Annotated in this window: 16 protein-coding genes; 5 read left to right on the top strand and 11 right to left on the bottom strand. The window is 61.5% G+C overall.

Translation table 11 applies throughout. The annotated features are described in order from the left end of the window. Nucleotides 1–206 precede the first annotated feature (206 nt). Nucleotides 207–839, bottom strand: a complete 633-nt coding sequence (emhR, locus tag ASG55_RS02735) for an efflux system transcriptional repressor EmhR (RefSeq protein ID WP_016771330.1) — start codon at nt 837–839, stop codon at nt 207–209. A 266-nt stretch (nt 840–1105) separates the two neighbouring features. Between emhR and emhA the strand changes: the two genes are divergently transcribed. From emhA to emhC, 3 genes are read left to right on the top strand one after another with little or no spacing between them, the layout of a single operon-like run. Then, nucleotides 1106–2263 carry an efflux RND transporter periplasmic adaptor subunit EmhA gene (emhA, locus tag ASG55_RS02730; protein ID WP_056783413.1) on the top strand — a complete coding sequence of 386 codons (1158 nt, stop codon included), beginning with the start codon at nt 1106–1108 and terminating at the stop codon, nt 2261–2263. Nucleotides 2264–2266: 3 nt separating this feature from the next. Continuing rightward, complete coding sequence (gene emhB, locus ASG55_RS02725) at nt 2267–5431, top strand: efflux RND transporter permease subunit EmhB (RefSeq protein WP_041478908.1); 3165 nt, start codon at nt 2267–2269, stop codon at nt 5429–5431. Continuing rightward, nucleotides 5428–6888 carry an efflux RND transporter outer membrane subunit EmhC gene (gene emhC / locus ASG55_RS02720; RefSeq protein WP_016771333.1) on the top strand — a complete coding sequence of 487 codons (1461 nt, stop codon included), beginning with the start codon at nt 5428–5430 and terminating at the stop codon, nt 6886–6888. The genes emhB and emhC overlap by 4 nt, the downstream gene beginning before the upstream one ends. Before the next feature lie 27 nt (nt 6889–6915). On the opposite strand, the gene ASG55_RS26730 is transcribed toward emhC, so the two are convergent. Continuing rightward, the gene (locus ASG55_RS26730) at nt 6916–7137 is read right to left on the bottom strand and encodes a hypothetical protein (protein WP_156388160.1); all 222 of its coding nucleotides are present in this window, start codon (nt 7135–7137) and stop codon (nt 6916–6918) included. A gap of 128 nt (nt 7138–7265) precedes the next feature. On the opposite strand from ASG55_RS26730, the gene ASG55_RS02715 reads away from it, so the two are divergent. After that, nucleotides 7266–8525: an OprD family porin gene (locus ASG55_RS02715; protein ID WP_056783411.1), complete on the top strand. Its 1260-nt coding sequence runs from the start codon at nt 7266–7268 to the stop codon at nt 8523–8525. A 293-nt stretch (nt 8526–8818) separates the two neighbouring features. Next, nucleotides 8819–9625: a methyltransferase domain-containing protein gene (locus ASG55_RS02710; protein ID WP_056783409.1), complete on the top strand. Its 807-nt coding sequence runs from the start codon at nt 8819–8821 to the stop codon at nt 9623–9625. Nucleotides 9626–9728: 103 nt separating this feature from the next. Here ASG55_RS02710 and pcaC read toward each other — a convergent pair whose 3' ends face one another. The 9 genes from pcaC to ASG55_RS02665 form a co-directional block, all read right to left on the bottom strand. Then, the gene (gene pcaC / locus ASG55_RS02705; RefSeq protein ID WP_007917093.1) at nt 9729–10121 is read right to left on the bottom strand and encodes a 4-carboxymuconolactone decarboxylase; all 393 of its coding nucleotides are present in this window, start codon (nt 10119–10121) and stop codon (nt 9729–9731) included. A gap of 10 nt (nt 10122–10131) precedes the next feature. Next, a complete protein-coding gene (gene pcaD, locus ASG55_RS02700; protein ID WP_056783407.1) occupies nt 10132–10923 on the bottom strand; it encodes a 3-oxoadipate enol-lactonase in 792 nt (263 codons plus the stop codon). A gap of 11 nt (nt 10924–10934) precedes the next feature. Further along, nucleotides 10935–12299, bottom strand: a complete 1365-nt coding sequence (locus ASG55_RS02695) for a 3-carboxy-cis,cis-muconate cycloisomerase (RefSeq protein WP_056783405.1) — start codon at nt 12297–12299, stop codon at nt 10935–10937. Between the two features lie 45 nt (nt 12300–12344). Next, nucleotides 12345–13640, bottom strand: a complete 1296-nt coding sequence (locus ASG55_RS02690) for an MFS family transporter (RefSeq protein ID WP_041478914.1) — start codon at nt 13638–13640, stop codon at nt 12345–12347. Nucleotides 13641–13902: 262 nt separating this feature from the next. Then, on the bottom strand, nt 13903–14469 hold the full coding sequence (pcaG, locus tag ASG55_RS02685; protein WP_056783404.1) for a protocatechuate 3,4-dioxygenase subunit alpha: 567 nt from the start codon (nt 14467–14469) through the stop codon (nt 13903–13905). Nucleotide 14470: 1 nt separating this feature from the next. Continuing rightward, the gene (pcaH, locus tag ASG55_RS02680) at nt 14471–15175 is read right to left on the bottom strand and encodes a protocatechuate 3,4-dioxygenase subunit beta (protein ID WP_041478916.1); all 705 of its coding nucleotides are present in this window, start codon (nt 15173–15175) and stop codon (nt 14471–14473) included. Between the two features lie 36 nt (nt 15176–15211). After that, a complete protein-coding gene (gene pcaF / locus ASG55_RS02675; protein ID WP_177342704.1) occupies nt 15212–16417 on the bottom strand; it encodes a 3-oxoadipyl-CoA thiolase in 1206 nt (401 codons plus the stop codon). Next, nucleotides 16414–17193, bottom strand: coding sequence for a CoA-transferase subunit beta (locus ASG55_RS02670; RefSeq protein WP_016771341.1), 780 nt, complete (start codon nt 17191–17193; stop codon nt 16414–16416). Before ASG55_RS02670 ends, pcaF begins: the two co-directional genes overlap by 4 nt. Next, nucleotides 17193–18050, bottom strand: coding sequence for a CoA transferase subunit A (locus ASG55_RS02665; protein ID WP_056783400.1), 858 nt, complete (start codon nt 18048–18050; stop codon nt 17193–17195). The genes ASG55_RS02670 and ASG55_RS02665 overlap by 1 nt, the downstream gene beginning before the upstream one ends. Between the last annotated feature and the right edge of the window lie 46 nt (nt 18051–18096).

The raw sequence follows: 18096 nt of genomic DNA, 5'->3' as shown, positions 1-18096 counted from the left end.
CTGTAGCGCAGAAATGAAAAAGCCCCTGACTTTTGAGAGTCAGGGGCTTTTTGCTATTGGCGCAGGACAAGCGCAAGCAAACACCGTTTAACAACAGCGACACAATTTCCCTACAAAATCTGCGACTCGCTACGATTAAACTCCCCGCCGCGATGATCAGCCATGGCGGCTGATTGACATCCTGCCGGGCAATTGCGCATTTTGTTTCATTTGCGCAGGCTTGGGCTCAGGCGCAGCATGTCCAGCCCGGTGTCGACCCAGCGTTCAGCCTCGGCATGCAGTTCGAAGCTGTCCGGGGCCAGCAGCCAGCCGTACAGCAGGCCGTCGATGTAGGCATGAATGCTGATGGCCGCGCGGGCAGTGTCGAGATCTTCCGGCAACTGGCCGCGATTCACCGCATTACGCAGGGTCAGGCCGATGCGCAGATTGCAATCGAGACTGGCCGTCCGGCGCTGCTGGCGCAGATCGCACATTTCATCGGTGAACTCGCACTTATGAAACAGAATTTCGTTGATGCGCCGGGTTTTCGGGTCCAGTGCAACTTGATGAAACAAATGAATCAGCAACTGCCGCATGCAGCCCAGCGGGTCCGGTTCGTCCTCGCTTTCGCTGGCCTTGGCCAGTTCATCCAGCGGTTCGTGCAGGCTGTCGAGCATCGCCTGGACCAGATCGGCCTTGTTGCTGAAATGCCAGTAGATGGCGCCACGCGTTACGCCGGCGAGGGTCGCGATGTCCGCCAGGGTGGTGCGGGCAACCCCCCTTTCATAAAAGGCTTTCTCGGCCGCTTCCAGGATCTGGCTGCGGGTTTCCTGAGCTTCCTCTTTGGTACGACGGACCATGGCAGTAAAACCTCAAACAGGATGTTTCAGGGATGGCTGAATATCCGCTGAATAAAGAGGGGGCGATCTCTCGTGAATCGACTCCCCGGCCTACAATTTCAAACCTTGCGACGACTTTTGTATCAGGGTGGGTACGCGGCGCAGGTATTTACAAACAACCATGAACGTAAGTATATTACTTAGCAAGCTACTTATCCACCCGGTGCCCGATTTTTACTCTTTCACACTTCTTGTGCGCTTCATGCGCGCCTGACCCGAGGATCTTCATGCAATTCAAGCCAGCTGTTACCGCTCTGGTCACTGCCGTCGCCCTGGCATCGCTGCTCAGCGGATGTAAAAAGGAAGAAGCGGCCCCAGCCGCTCCGCCCCCTCAGGTCGGCGTCGTCACCCTGCAACCACAAGCCTTTACCCTGACCTCGGAACTTCCGGGCCGCACCAGTGCGTTCCGCATCGCTGAAGTTCGCCCGCAGGTCAACGGCATCATTCTCAAGCGTCTGTTCAAGGAAGGCGCCGACGTCAAAGCCGGTCAGCAGCTTTATCAGATCGATCCGTCGGTCTATGAAGCGACGCTGAAAAGTGCCGAAGCCAACCTGCGTTCGACCAAGTCCATCTCCGACCGCTACAAGCAATTGGTCGATGAGCAAGCCGTAAGCCGTCAGGAATACGACACCGCATTGGCCAACCGCCTGCAATCGGAAGCGTCGCTTCAGACTGCGCAGATCAACGTGCGTTACACCAAGGTCTATGCGCCGATCTCCGGCCGTATCGGCCGCTCTTCGGTGACCGAAGGCGCACTGGTCAGCAATGGCCAGGCCGATGCAATGGCAGTGATTCAGCAGCTCGATCCGATCTACGTCGACGTCACCCAGTCGTCGGTGGAACTGCTGGAACTGCGCCGCGAACTGGAAAGCGGCCGTCTGCAGAAGGCTGGCGACAACGCCGCTGCGGTCAAGCTGACCCTGGAAGACGGCAGCCAGTACAAGCTCGACGGCAAGCTGGAATTCTCCGAAGTCTCGGTTGACCAGACCACCGGCTCGGTGACCCTGCGCGCAGTGTTCCCCAACCCGGATCACACCCTGCTGCCAGGCATGTTCGTCCACGCCCAGTTGCAGGCCGGCGTCAACAGCGCGGCGATCCTCGCGCCACAGCAAGGCGTGACCCGCGACCTCAAAGGCACCCCGACCGCACTGGTCGTCGGCGCCGACAACAAGGTCGAGCTGCGTCAGCTCAAGGCCAGCCGCACTGTCGGCAGCCAGTGGCTGATCGAAGACGGCCTGAAAGCCGGCGATCGTCTGATCACCGAAGGGCTGCAGTACGTCAAACCGGGCGTCGAGGTCAAAGCGACCGAGGCGACTAACGTCGGCACCAAGAACCCGGCCCCCGCAAAGGCAGCTGACAAAGCCGCCGGCGGCAAAGGGGAGTAACCCATGTCAAAATTCTTCATCGACCGTCCGATTTTCGCCTGGGTAATCGCCCTGGTGATCATGCTGGTCGGGGCACTTTCGATCCTGAAATTGCCGATCAACCAATACCCGAGCATTGCGCCACCGGCCATTGCTATCCAGGTGACCTACCCAGGCGCGTCTGCACAAACCGTGCAGGACACCGTGGTACAGGTCATCGAGCAACAGCTCAACGGTATCGACAACCTGCGTTATGTGTCGTCGGAAAGTAACTCCGACGGCAGCATGACCATCACCGCGACCTTCGAGCAAGGCACCAACTCCGACACCGCGCAGGTCCAGGTTCAGAACAAGCTGAACCTGGCCACCCCGCTGCTGCCGCAGGAAGTGCAGCAACAGGGTATCCGCGTGACCAAGGCAGTGAAGAACTTCCTGCTGGTGATCGGCGTGGTTTCGCGTGACGGCAGCATGAGCAAGGACGACCTGTCCAACTACATCGTGTCGAACATGCAGGACCCGATCTCGCGCACCGCCGGTGTCGGTGACTTCCAGGTCTTCGGTGCGCAGTACGCGATGCGTATCTGGCTCGACCCGGCCAAGTTGAACAACTTCAACCTGACCCCGGTCGACGTGAAGAACGCCATTGCCGCGCAAAACGTCCAGGTGTCGTCCGGTCAGCTCGGTGGCTTGCCTGCCGTGCAGGGCCAGCAACTGAACGCGACGATCATCGGCAAGACCCGTCTGCAGACCGCTGAGCAGTTCAAGGAAATCCTGCTCAAGGTCAACAAGGACGGCTCGCAGGTTCGCCTCAAAGACGTGGCTGAAGTTGGTCTCGGCGGCGAGAACTACGCGATCAGCGCCCAGTTCAACGGCAGCCCGGCTTCCGGTCTGGCGGTGAAACTGGCCAACGGCGCCAACGCCCTCGATACCGCCAAAGCGCTGCGCAACACCATCGACAGCCTCAAGCCGTTCTTCCCGCAAGGCATGGAAGTGGTGTTCCCGTACGACACCACCCCGGTGGTGACCGAGTCGATCAAAGGCGTGGTGCACACGCTGGTCGAAGCGATCGCGCTGGTGTTCTTGGTGATGTTCCTGTTCCTGCAGAACTTCCGCGCCACCGTCATCACCACGATGACCGTGCCAGTGGTACTGCTCGGTACATTCGGCATCCTCGCCGCCGCTGGTTTCAGCATCAACACCCTGACCATGTTCGGCATGGTGCTGGCCATCGGTCTGCTGGTGGACGATGCCATCGTCGTGGTGGAAAACGTCGAGCGGGTGATGAGCGAAGAAGGCTTGTCACCGAAGGAAGCGACGAAGAAATCCATGGGCCAGATCCAGGGCGCGCTGGTCGGTATCGCCCTTGTGCTCTCGGCGGTACTGCTGCCGATGGCATTCTTCAGCGGCTCCACTGGTGTGATCTACAAGCAGTTCTCGATCACCATCGTGTCGGCCATGGCCCTGTCGGTGCTGGTTGCCCTGATCTTCACCCCGGCGCTGTGCGCAACCATGCTCAAGCCGATTCCGAAAGGCGAGCACGGTACTCCGAAGAAAGGTTTCTTCGGCTGGTTCAACCGTAACTTTGACCGTGGCGTGCGCAGCTACGAGCGCGGCGTCGGCAACATGCTGACCCGCAAGGCGCCGTACCTGCTGGCGTATCTGCTGATCGTCGTCGGCATGATCTGGCTGTTCACCCGCATCCCGACCGCGTTCCTGCCGGAAGAAGACCAGGGCGTACTGTTCGCCCAGGTGCAGACCCCGGCCGGTTCCAGTGCCCAGCGCACGCAGGTGGTCGTGGATGAAATGCGTGAGTACCTGCTGCGTCCGAACAAGGACGGTGGTGAGGCGGACGCGGTGGCTTCGGTGTTCACCGTGACCGGCTTCAACTTCGCCGGCCGTGGGCAGAGCTCGGGTATGGCGTTCATCATGCTCAAACCGTGGGGCGAGCGTAACGCCGACAACAGCGTGTTCAAGCTCGCCGCGCGTGCCCAGCAACACTTCTTCAGCTTCCGCGACGCGATGGTGTTTGCCTTCGCCCCGCCAGCGGTTCTGGAATTGGGTAACGCCACCGGTTTCGACGTGTTCCTGCAAGACCGCGCCGGTATCGGTCACGAAAAACTGATGGAAGCGCGCAACCAGTTCCTCGGCATGGCGGCGCAAAGCAAGGTGCTGACCCAGGTGCGTCCGAACGGCCTGAACGATGAGCCGCAGTTCCAGCTGGAAATCGACGACGAGAAGGCCAGTGCCCTCGGCATCACCATCAGCGACATCAACAACACCCTGTCGATCGCGCTGGGCAGTAGCTACGTCAACGACTTCATCGACCGTGGTCGGGTGAAGAAAGTCTACGTGCAGGGCCAGCCGGATTCGCGCATGAGCCCCGAAGACTTGAAGAAGTGGTACGTGCGCAACGCCGAAGGCACCATGGTTCCGTTCTCGGCGTTCGCCAAGGGTGAGTGGGTCTACGGTTCGCCGAAACTGGCGCGTTACAACGGTGTGGAAGCGGTCGAGGTCCTCGGGGCTCCGGCGCCTGGCTACTCCACCGGTGAAGCGATGGCTGAAGTCGAAGCGATTGCCAAGAAGCTGCCGGCCGGTGTCGGTATATCCTGGACCGGTCTGTCCTACGAGGAACGTCTGTCCGGCTCGCAAGCGCCAGCGCTGTACGCCCTGTCGCTGCTGATGGTGTTCCTGTGTCTGGCGGCGCTGTATGAGAGCTGGTCGATTCCGATCGCGGTCATGCTCGTGGTACCGCTGGGGATCATCGGTGCACTGATGGCTACCAGCCTGCGCGGTCTGTCCAACGACGTGTACTTCCAGGTGGGCTTGTTGACGACCATCGGTCTGGCGGCTAAAAACGCCATTCTGATCGTCGAATTCGCCAAGGAACTGCATGAACAGGGACGCAGCCTGCGTGAAGCGGCAATTGAAGCCTGCCGCATGCGTCTGCGCCCGATCATCATGACCTCGCTGGCCTTCGTTCTCGGTGTTGTGCCGCTGGCGATTTCCACCGGCGCCGGTTCAGGCAGTCAGCACGCGATCGGTACCGGCGTGATTGGCGGTATGCTCACGGCCACGATCCTGGCGATCTTCTGGGTCCCACTGTTCTTCGTTACTGTGTCGTCCATCGGTCAGCGTAAAAAGACCGACGCGGATGAGACTACTGAAACTCCTAAAGAGGCTGGCCAATGAGCAAGTCGCTACTCTCCATCGCAGTCGCCGCCTTCGTGCTGAGCGGTTGCTCGCTGATACCTGACTATCAGCAGCCTGAGGCTCCGGTCGCAGGCCAGTACCCGCAGGGGCCGGCATATTCGCCGGCCCAGGCTCCGGCGCAAGCCGCTGCCGAACAGGGCTGGAAGCAGTTTTTCCATGACCCTGCCCTGCAACAGCTGATCCAGGTCGCCTTGGAAAACAACCGCGACCTGCGTGTCGCGGCGCTGAACATCGACGCTTACGCGGCGCAGTACCGCATCCAGCGCGCCGACCTGTTCCCGGCAGTGTCGGCCAATGCCGCCGGCAGCCGCCAGCGTCTGCCGGCCCGTGCCTCGCAGACCGGCGAGTCGATGATCAGCAGCTCCTACTCGGCTACCGTCGGCGTCAGCGCCTACGAACTCGACCTGTTCGGTCGGGTGCGCAGCCTGAGCGAGCAAGCGTTGCAACAGTACTTCGCTACTGAAGAAGCACGCCGCAGTACGCAGATCAGTCTGGTCGCCAACGTCGCCAATGCTTACCTGACCTGGCAAGCGGACAAGGAACTGCTCAAGCTGACGCAGGACACCCTCGGTGCCTTCGAAGAAAGCTACAAGCTGACCAGCCGCAGCAACGAAGTCGGTGTGGCCTCGGCGCTGGATCTGGCACAGTCGCGCACTTCCGTGGAAAACGCCCGGGCACAATTGGCGCGTTATACCCGCCAGGTCGCGCAGGACGAAAACAGCCTGACCCTGCTGCTCGGCACCGGTATTCCGGCCAATCTGCAAACGGCCAAACCGCTGTCTGATGATCTGCTCAGCGACGTACCGGCCGGTCTGCCTTCGGACCTGCTGCAACGTCGTCCGGACATCCTCCAGGCCGAGTACAACCTGAAGGCGGCCAACGCCAACATCGGTGCGGCCCGTGCAGCGTTCTTCCCGAGCATCAGCCTGACCGCCAACGCGGGCAGCCTGAGCCCGGACCTGTCCGGCCTGTTCAAGGGCGGTTCGGGGACGTGGCTGTTCCAGCCGCAGATCAACCTGCCGATCTTCAACGCCGGCAGCCTGCGCGCCAGCCTCGACTACGCCAAGATCCAGAAGGACATTGGCGTGGCGAACTACGAGAAGTCCATCCAGACCGCCTTCCAGGAAGTCGCCGACGGCCTCGCCGCCCGCCAGACCTACACCGAGCAGTTGCAAGCGCAGCGTGACTTCGTTCAGGCCAACCAGGATTACTACCGCCTGGCCGAACGTCGCTATCGCATAGGCGTCGACAGCAACCTGACCTTCCTCGATGCCCAGCGTCAGTTGTTCAGCGCACAACAAGCGCTGATCACCGACCGCCTCGCGCAGTTGACCAGTGCGGTCAACCTGTACAAGGCCCTGGGCGGTGGCTGGAATGCGCAAACCGCGCAGAACGAAGCGCTGAAAGAAGAAGCGCCGAAGATGAAGCTGTTCTGATCCTCGGCTGAATACATTAAGCCCACCTTATTGGTGGGCTTTTTGTTTTTTGAAGATCAAAAGATCGCAGCCTTCGGCAGCTCCTACATTTGAAATGCGTTGCCCTGTAGGAGCTGCCGAAGGCTGCGATCTTTTGATCTTCAATGCTGTTCGATAATCGCCCAAAACCCGCTTTTCCCAATTGAATCCAAACATCCGCCCCCCGCACCATTCGCTCCACAAAACCAATAACAACAGGTTCGACACCATGCTCCCGCGCCCTGCCCCGTCCGGCTGACCGCCACCGCTGCATCTCAGACCTGCATCACGTTGCCTGCGCCGCACCCGCCGCGACAGCGCAGCCGTTCGCCCTAAAAAAACAAGAGAGACCCAAGTCCATGACAGTTTTCCCTGTGCCCTACGCATTGCCCGCTGTGATCGCCCTGGCCATCGCCGGTCTGGCCCTGCCGGCAAGCGCCGAAGAAGGCGGCTTCGTTGAAGGCGCCAAGGTCAACCTCAACCTGCGCAACTTCTATATCAACCGCAACTTCACCAACCCGACCAAAACCCAGGGCAAGGCTGAAGAATGGACGCAGAGTTTCATCCTCGACGCCAAATCCGGCTTTACCCAAGGCACCGTCGGTTTCGGCATGGACGTACTCGGGCTGTATTCGATCAAGCTCGATGGCGGTAAAGGCACGGGCGGCACGCAGTTGTTGCCGCTGGACCATGACGGCCGCCCGGCGGACAACTTCGGTCGCACCAACGTCGCTTTCAAAGCCAAACTGTCCCAGACCGAGGTGAAGGTCGGCGAGTGGATGCCGGTATTGCCGATTCTGCGTTCGGACGACGGTCGCTCGCTGCCGCAAACCTTCCGTGGCGGCCAGATCACCTCCAAGGAAATCGCCGGCCTGACCCTCTATGGCGGCCAGTTCCGCGCCAACAGCCCGCGCGACGACAGCAGCATGAGCGACATGTCGATGACCGGCAAAGCCGCGTTCACCTCTGATCGTTTCAACTTCCAGGGCGGCGAATACCTGTTCAACGACAAGCGCACGCAGATCGGCCTGTGGAACGCGCAGCTCAAGGACATCTACAGCCAGCAGTACCTCAACGTGCTGCACAGTCAGCCGCTCGGCGACTGGACGCTGGGCGCCAACCTCGGATTTTTCTACGGCAAGGAAGATGGCAGCGCGCGTGCCGGCGATCTGGACAACAAGACCTGGTACGGCATGTTTTCGGCCAAGTACGGCGGCAGCACGTTCTACCTCGGCCTGCAGAAACTGACCGGCGACAGCGCCTGGATGCGCGTCAACGGCACCAGCGGCGGCACCTTGGCCAACGACAGCTACAACGCCAGTTATGACAACGCTCAGGAACGCTCCTGGCAGTTGCGCCACGACTACAACTTCGCCGCCATGGGCATCCCCGGCCTGACCCTGATGAACCGCTACATCAGCGGCGACAACGTGCACACCGGGACGATCACCGACGGCAAGGAATGGGGCCGCGAATCGGAACTGGGTTACACGGTGCAGAGCGGCACGTTGAAGGATCTGAACGTCAGATGGCGCAACTCGACCATGCGCCGCGACTTCAGTAACAACGAGTTCGACGAGAACCGATTGATCGTCAGCTACCCGATCAGCCTGCTTTAACCAAACATGCTCCACTGTGGGAGCGAGCCTGCTCGCGAAAGCGCTGCTTCAGTCGACATCTGTGTCGAATATGAAATGGCCTTCGCGAGCAGGCTCGCTCCCACATTTGATTCCCATCACAGATGCATGCCATTGGTCAGGCCATGTAGCGCTTTTGCGGGCGGCGGTTACAGTGAGCAAACCTTGAAGGACTCAGGTGCTCCAACCCTTCACGCTTCCGTTTCGTAGTCGGTCTCCAGCTGTGCACCAGGTTGTCATCGGAAGACACCATTTGATCACCGGAGGATCACCTCATGATCACGCGCCGCACCACTGCACCCGATTGGGACGCCAAGGCGTACCAACAGTTTTCGCGTCTCAGACAACGTCCGGTCAACGAATTGCTCGACCGCGTCGACCTGCACAACCCGCAACGCATTTACGACCTCGGCTGCGGCACCGGCATTGCCACGCAGTTGTTGGCCAAACGCTGGCCGCGCGCGCAGTTGCAGGGCGTCGACAGCTCCGCGCAGATGCTCGATGAGGCACGCTGCCTGCCGATCCGGGCGTTGTGGAAACATTGCGACCTGCTTGATTGGCAACCTGAGCAGCCGGCGGATCTGCTGTTCGCGGCCGCCGTGCTGCACTTTATCGAAGGCCATGAAAAACTGCTGCCGCGCCTGCTCGGTTATCTGAATCCCGGCGGCTGTCTGGCGGCGCACATGCCGGACTGGCGCGATGCGCTGTGGTATCGGCTGATGCTCGATACCCTCGAAAACGGCGGCCCCGGTGGCACACCACTGGGCACGCCTGAACTGCGCCAGCGCATGGCGGCGCGGCCGTTATTGGCACTGGAGGATTACTATCGGTTGCTCGCGCCCATGACTACGTCGCTGGATATCTGGGAGACCGAGCAGTTGCAGGTGGTTGACGACAAGTCGCCGGTGTATGACTGGGTGAAGGTCTCGGCGCTGCGGCCAGTGATGCAGGCGTTGAGTTCAGCGGAACAGGCGCGGTTTATCTATCACTACCTGATGCGGGTGCATGAGCATTATCCGCAGGAGGCGGATGGGCATACGTTGTTTGCATTCAAGCGAATATTTATTGTCGCCAGGGTGTGATTCGTTACGGCCGCTACCGCTTTCGCGAGCAGGCTCGCTCCCACAGGGAAATGCATTCCAATGTGGGAGCGAGCCTGCTCGCGAAGGCGTCAGTGCAACAACCTCACTCGCGGGATTCAACCCCGAGTTCATCCCACACCGATTCGGCCAGATGAAACGTCGCGTTCGCCGCCGGTATGCCGCAGTAGATTGCGCTCTGCATGATCACTTCCTTGATCTCGCCACGGCTCACACCATTATTGGCCGCCGCACGCAGGTGCAGTTTCAGTTCGCCCTCGCGGTTCATGCCGATCAGCATGGCGATGGTGATCAGGCTGCGGGTATGGCGGGGCAGGCCCGGGCGGGTCCAGATGTCGCCCCAGGCGTGGCGGGTGATCATCTCCTGGAATTCCGAGTTGAACTCGGTCAGCGTGGTCAGGCTGCGATCAACGTGGGCATCGCCCAGCACCGCGCGGCGGACTTGCATGCCTTCGTCGTAACGTTGTTTCTCGTCCACAAAATCTTCCTCACTGAGCCTGCAAAAACGCCAGCACACGGTCGCTGAAATCGGCGCCGGCCTGCACGTTGGACAAATGCGCCGCATGGAACTCGGCGTACTCGGCGTCGCGCACATGGTCGCGAATGAAGTGCCCGCCGGACGGCGGCGTCACCGCATCTTCGCTGCCGGCAATCACCAGCAACGGCACGTTGATCGAAGCCAGTTGTTCACGAAAATCGGCATCGCGCACGGCCGCGCAGTTGGCCGCATAGCCTTGTGGATTGGTTGCGGCAAGCATGTCGGTAATCTTCTTCGCCGCCTCGGGATGCGCTGCGGAAAAGTCTGGGGTGAACCAGCGCGCAACCGAGGCATCACGCAGTGCGACCATCGCCGCCGGGCCGTCACGCAACACGGTTTCGATGCGTGGATTCCATACCGACGGATCGCCGATTTTCGCCGCCGTGTTGCAGACGATCAGTTTGTGCAGACGATGGCCTGCGTTGATCCCCAGCCACTGACCGATCAGCCCGCCCATCGACAGTCCGCAGAAATGCGCGCGCTCGATATGCAGCGCATCGAGCAGACCGAGTACGTCATGGCCCAATTGCTCGATGCTGTACGGCCCTTCGGTGACCAGCGATTGCCCATGGCCGCGCGTGTCGAAACGCAGCACGCGAAAATGCTCGGTGAACGCCGGCATCTGCGCGTCCCACATGTGCAGGTCGGTGCCCAGCGAGTTGGACAGCACCAGCACCGGCGCAGCGGCCGGGCCTTCTATTTGATAGTGCAGTTCGCCATCGGCGAGTTGAACGAAAGCCACAGCCCTCTCCTTCAGACAGTCAAAGCGTTGTGTTCAGCCACCGCACGCTCGACCCAGACTTGCGCCTGGCCGAGGTAATGCGCGGGGTTGAGAAGATCATCGAGTTCAGCGCCACTGAGTTCGGCGGTGACTTGCGGCTCGTCAGCCAGCACCGCACGCAGATGGCGCTGCTCGGCCACGGCGCGTTTGCAGCATTGTTCGAGCAGGTGATGCGCGGTGTCGCGGCCGACGCGTTGGGCGAGGACGATGCTCACCGCTTCGGCCAGCACCAGGCCTTGGGTCAATTCGAGGTTGCGGGCCATGCGCGCCGCATCGACTTCCAGACCGTCGGCCAGCAAACGTGCCTGTTGCAGCGAACCGGACACCAGGCAGCAGATCTCCGGCAGGGTTTCCCATTCGGCGTGCCACAAACCGAGGCTGCGTTCGTGTTCCTGCGGCATCGCGCTGAACAGCGTCGACACCAGCCCCGGCACCCGCGTTGCCGCGCCGATCAGCACCGCCGCGCCGACCGGGTTGCGCTTGTGCGGCATGGTCGACGAACCGCCCTTGCCCGGTGCCGCTGGCTCAAAAACTTCCGCTGCTTCGGTCTGCATCAACAGGCTGATGTCGCGGCCGAATTTGCCGAGGCTGCCGGCGATCAGGCCAAGCACGGCGCCGAATTCGACGATGCGGTCACGCTGGGTGTGCCACGGTTGCTCGGGCAGGGTCAGTTGCAGCTCTTCGGCCAAGGCCTCAGCGATTGGCAACGCCTGTGCCCCCAGCGCCGCGAGCGTGCCGGAGGCGCCACCGAATTGCAGCACCAGGAGACGCGGTTTCAGTTGTTGCAGACGCTGACGGCTGCGCGTCACGGCGCCCAACCAACCGGCGATTTTCATACCGAGGGTCACTGGCGTCGCGTGTTGCAGCCAGGTGCGACCGGCCAGTGGCGTGGCGGCGAAACGTTGTGCCTGAGTGGCGAGCGAGTCGGCCAGTTGTGCCAGTTGGTTTTCGATCAGCGTCAGCGCCTGGCGCAATTGCAGGACCAACCCGGAATCCATCACGTCCTGACTGGTCGCGCCCAGATGCACATAGCGCTCGGCCTCGGCATCGCTCGAGGCGATCTGCTTGCCCAAGGCCTTGACCAGTGGAATCGCTGAATTGCCGGCCGTGGCAATCGCCTCGCCCAGCGCTGCGAAGTCATACAGACCGGCGTCGCACGCTGCGGCAATCGGCGCCACAGCGGATAAAGGAATCAGCCCGACCCGCGCCTCGGCCCGGGCCAGCGCCGCTTCGAAATCGAGCATCGCCTGCACCCGGCCCTGATCGCAGAACACTTCGCGCATATCGCGGGCGGTGAAGTAGGCATCGAACAATTGATTGCCCGGTCGCTGAGTCATAAACAGTCCTTGCCGGCGCGGGCCTCGCAGCCCGCGCACATGGGTTTACAGATCGTGGTGCAGATACTTCGCCTGCTTGGGCAAACGCAGGCTGAACAGGAAAGCCACCGCCATCATCGCCGTGACGTACCAGTAGAAGGCGTTTTCCATGCCGCCGGCCTTGAGGCTCAAGGCAACGAATTCCGCCGAACCGCCGAAGATTGCATTGGCCACCGCGTAAGCCAGGCCGACACCAAGCGCGCGCACTTCCGGCGGGAACATCTCGGCCTTCACCAGACCGCTGATCGAGGTGTAGAAACTGACGATTGCCAGCGCCAGGGTGATCAGCACGAAGGCGAGGAACGGGCTGCTGATACTTTTCAGGCTGAGCAGAATCGGCACGGTGAACAGCGTGCCAAGCGCGCCGAACCAGAGCATCGAATTACGCCGGCCGATCTTGTCGGCGAGCATGCCGAACAACGGCTGCATGCACATATACAGGAACAGCGCGCCGGTCATGATGTAGCTGGCGGTCTTGGCGTGCATGCCGGCGGTGTTCACCAGGTATTTCTGCATGTAGGTGGTGAAGGTGTAGAAAATCAGCGAGCCGCCAGCGGTGTAGCCGAGCACGGTGATGAACGCCGCTTTGTGATCGCGGAACAGTGCAGTAATGCTGCCGGCGTCTTTGTGCGCGCGGGTTTCTTTGTTGGTGGTTTCCTTCAGCGAACGACGCAGGAACAGCGAAATCAGCGCCGCCACCGCACCGACCACGAATGGAATCCGCCAGCCGTAGGCACGCAGGTCTTCTTCAGTGAGGAACTGTTGCAGCACCACCACCAGCGACACCGCCAGCAATTGCCCGCCAATCAGCGTCACGTACTGGAACGAGGCGAAGAATCCGCGCTGGCCCTTGAGCGCGACTTCGCTCATGTAAGTCGCGGTGGTGCCGTACTCGCCGCCGACCGACAGACCTTGCAGCAAACGCGCGAACAGCAACAGCACCGGTGCCCAGACGCCGATGTCCTTGTAGGTCGGCAAACAGGCGATCAGCAACGAGCCGAAGCACATCATCAGAATCGAGATGAGCATCGAGTTCTTGCGCCCGTGCTTGTCAGCGACCCGGCCGAAAATCCAGCCACCAATCGGACGCATCAGGAACCCGGCGGCGAATACGCCAGCGGTGTTGACCAGTTGCACGGTGGGGTTATCGGAGGGGAAAAACGCCGGGGCAAAATAGATCGCGCAGAAGGCGTAGACGTAGAAGTCGAACCATTCGACGAGGTTGCCGGACGAAGCGCCGACGATAGCGAAGATGCGCTTGCTGCGCTCTTCGCCGGTGTAGTGGGAGGTGGTGGTTGTCATTGTTTTTTCACTCGATAGGGACAGTCACAGTCTAGACATACTTTGCAACAGTCCCGTTCCACATCGGATCATCACCCACGTCTGGATCAGCCTTCGTGGCGAGGGGATTTATCCCCGCTCGAGTGCGAAGCACTCGCAAATCAGATACACGCGGTTCATCTGAATACCGCGCCGACTGGTTTTTGGGGCTGCTTCGCAGCCCAGCGGGGATAAATCCCCTCACCACAGGGACTCTGTCCTACAGGGGATTTGGGGTGTTCTCTCAATAATCGAAGAACACCGTCTCGGCATCGGTGCCCTGCAGAACCACATTCCACTGGTAAACACCCGAAGCATCCTGCTTGGCCAGCAACGTCTGGCGACGCTCCGCCGGCACGCACTCGAGCAACGGGTCAGCAACGTTTGCCGGTTCGCCTTCAAAATAAATCCGCGTCAGCAAATGCTTGACCAGACCACGGGCAAACACCAGCACCACCAGATGCGGCGCTTGGGTCGAGCCTTTCAACCCCGGCACGGTGCCCGGTTTGATCGTGGTGAAACGGAAGCGCCCTTCAGCGTCCACCGGTACCCGGCCAAAGCCTTCGAAATTCGGGTCGAGCGGTTTGTCCTGCTGATCTTCCGGGTGGTCGTACTTGCCGGCGGCGTTGGCCTGCCAGACTTCGAGCATGGCGTCGTTGACGACATCGCCATTGCCATCCACCACTTGGCCGGTGATTGCCACGCGCTCGCCGAGGGTCAGCTCGTTGGCCAGGGTTTCGCGGTTCAGCCAGGTCAGGCCGATGTGGTAATACGGCCCGACGGTGTGGGACGTGGTCGCATAGAGCGTCATCTTATTTCTCCATCGGCGTGGCTTCACGGCCGCGCAGCACGATGTCCCAGCGGTAACCGAGGGCGTAGGACGGAATGGTTTTTTCCAGATCGAAACTGGCGATCAGGCGTTCCTTGGCCGAAGTGTCCGGCACGCAGTTGTAGATCGGGTCATACGCCAGCAGCGGATCACCGGGGAAGTACATCTGCGTGACCAGACGCGTAAGAATGCTCGGCCCAAACAGGGAAAAGTGGATGTGCGCCGGGCGCCAGGCGTTGTGGTGGTTGCCCCACGGATAGGCGCCGGGCTTGATGGTCTGGAACTGGTACCAGCCATCGGCATCGGTGACGGTGCGGCCGGTGCCGGTGAAGTTCGGGTCCAGCGGCGCGTCGTGCAGGTCGCGGGCATGGTTGTAGCGGCCGGCGGCGTTGGCCTGCCAGATCTCCACCAGAATCCCCGGCACCGGCAGGCCGTCTTCGTCGAGCACGCGGCCGTGAATGATGATGCGCTCGCCCAATGGCTCGCCGTCGTGCTGAGCGGTGAGGTCATTGTCCTTCTCGGCAACGTGTTCGGCGCCGATGGTCGGCCCGGTGATTTCCGAGAGTGAATGGGGCAGGTGCACCAACGGCTTGGACGGCGAGCGCAGGTTGGTGGATTGATACGTCGGGTGCAGGTAGTCAGGCTGAGTGCCTGCCTGTGGGCGACGGTAACCAGGCTTGTCAGTCATTTCGCTTTCCTCAGTTCTTGTAAGTGCCGCAGTGCGTCAGACACGTTCGATGGCCAGGGCCAGACCCTGGCCAACACCGACGCACATGGTCGCCAGACCTTTCTTGCCGCCAGTCTTTTCCAGATGATGCAGGGCGGTCAGCACCAGCCGCGCACCGCTCATGCCCAACGGGTGACCGAGGGCAATCGCGCCGCCATTCGGGTTGACCTGCGGCGCATCGTCGGCCAGACCCAACTCGCGCAATACCGCGAGGCCCTGGCTGGCGAACGCTTCGTTGAGCTCGATCACGTCGAAATCGCTGACCGCGACGCCAAGGCGCTCGGCGAGTTTGCGCACCGCCGGCACCGGGCCGATGCCCATCACCCGTGGTGCGACACCGGCGCTGGCCATGCCGAGCACTTTTGCGCGGGCGGTCAGGCCGTGTTTTTTCACCGCTTCGGCCGAAGCCAGAATCAGCGCAGCAGCACCATCGTTGACCCCCGAGGCATTGCCGGCGGTGACGGTTTTGTCCGCGCCGTTGACCGGTTTCAACTTGTTCAACGCTTCAATCGTGGTATCGGCGCGCGGATGTTCGTCCTGGCTAACCACGGTTTCGCCCTTCTTGTGGGCAATCCGTACTTCAACAATTTCTTCGGCGAAGTAACCGGCGGCCTGCGCGGCGGCGGTACGTTGCTGACTGCGCAAGGCAAAGGCGTCCTGATCTGCGCGCGAGACCTTATAGTCGTCGGCGACGTTGTCAGCGGTTTGCGGCATGGCATCGACGCCGTACTGCGCCTTCATCAGCGGGTTGATGAAACGCCAGCCGATGGTGGTGTCCTCCAGCTTCATGTTGCGCGAGAACGCCGCGTCGGCCTTGCCCATCACGAATGGCGCGCGGGACATCGACTCGACGCCACCGGCAATCGCCAACTCCATCTCGCCACTGGCGATAGCGCGGAATGCGGTGCCGATCGCGTCCATGCCCGAAGCGCAGAGGCGATTGAGCGTAACGCCGGGCACGCTGTCCGGCAGTCCCGCCAGCAGCAGCGCCATGCGCGCAACGTTGCGGTTGTCTTCGCCGGCCTGATTGGCGCAGCCGAGGAACACCTCATCGACGGCATTCCAGTCCACCGATGGATTGCGCTCCATCAGGGCCTTGATCGGCACGGCGGCCAGGTCGTCGGCGCGCACGGCGGACAATGCGCCACCGAAGCGGCCAATGGGGGTGCGAATCGCGTCGCAGATATACACGTCACGCATCATGCTTCTCCCGGTGCCTGACCGTGGGCGGCAGCGGTGCGCGCTTCAAGATCACGCAGCGCCGTCAGCTCGACTTCGGTCGGCTCAGCGGTGGTTTCAACAGAGTCGGCAAAACGAATCGCCCAACCGGTGGCGGCGACCACTTGCTCGCGGGTCACGCCCGGATGCAGCGCAGTGACCACGAATTCATGCGTACCCTCCTCCGGTTCCATGATGCACAGGTCGGTGATGATGCCCACCGGCCCGGCGCCCGGCAGGCCCAGCCGTTTACGCGAATCGCCGCCCTCGCCGTGACCGACCGAGGTGATGAAGTCGAGCTTGTCGACAAACGACCGCGCCGACTGTTTAAGGATGATCAGCACGCTTTTCGCCGAACCGGCAATCTCCGGCGCGCCACCGGCACCCGGCAGACGCACTTTCGGCGCGTGGTAGTCGCCGACCACGGTGGTGTTGATGTTGCCGAAACGGTCAACCTGCGCGGCGCCGAGGAAACCGACGTCAATGCGCCCGCCCTGCAACCAATAGCGAAAAATCTCACCGGTCGGCACCACCGTGTCGGCGGTCTCGGCCAACTCGCCGTCACCGATCGACAGAGGCAGTACGCTCGGCTTGGCGCCAATCGGGCCGGATTCGTAGATCAGCACCACGTCCGGCGATGAAGTCAGACGCGCGAGGTTGGCGGCTTTCGATGGCAGGCCGATGCCGACGAAACATACCGAGCCGTTCTTCAGGCGCCGGGCCGCCGCGACGGTCATCATTTCATTGGTGGTGTAAGTCATTACTTGGCCTCCGAAGCAGCGGCCAATTTGGCCTGGAATTCGCTGAAGTCAGCGCAGCCATGGATGTATTCGTTGATCCACGCGGTAAACGTCTCACGGTCGCGAGCGATCGGGTCCCACGCCTGATAGAAACGATTGTCACGCTCGGTGTAACCGTGGGCGTAGGACGGATGCGCGCCGCCCGGCACGTGACAGACCGCACTCAAGGCCCAGGTCGGCAGTACGCAAGCGTTCATCGGTGCGTTGAGGTCGTCGACGATTTCTTCCACGGTGACGATGCAGCGTTTGGCGGCCAGCGCGGCTTCTTTCTGCACACCGAGAATGCCCCAGAGCAACACGTTGCCCTTGCGGTCGGCTTTCTGCGCGTGAATCACGGTGACGTCCGGGCGCACCGATGGCACTGCCGCCAGCACTTCGCCGGTGAACGGGCAGGTCACGGTTTTGATCAGCGGATTGACCTTCGGCAGGTCGGAGCCGGCGTAGGCACGCAGCACTGCGAACGGCAGGCCGGACGCGCCGGCGACGTAGGCGTTGGCGAGGTCGGCGTGGCTGTGTTCTTCGATTTCCAGCGGATGCGGCCATTGTTTTTCGACCGCGTCACGCAGGCGGTGCAGCGAGCCCACGCCCGGGTTGCCGCCCCAGGAGAAAATCAGTTTGCGCGCGCAACCGGCGCCGATCAGTTGGTCGTAGATCAGGTCAGGCGTCATCCGCACCAGCGTCAGATCTTTCTTGCCTTGACGAATGATTTCATGACCCGCTGCCGTAGGGATCAGGTGAGTGAAGCCTTCGAGGGCGACGGTATCGCCGTCGTTGACGAATTGCTTCACCGCGTCGTGCAGCGGAAGGATCTCAGCCATGGAGCGGGCTCCTGTTCTTGTAAGGAATCGCCAGTGATAAAAAGGC

This window comes from Pseudomonas sp. Leaf434 (assembly GCF_001425545.1).
Taxonomy (GTDB): Bacteria; Pseudomonadota; Gammaproteobacteria; order Pseudomonadales; family Pseudomonadaceae; genus Aquipseudomonas; species Aquipseudomonas siliginis.
This window is presented reverse-complemented; position numbering and strand designations above follow the sequence as displayed.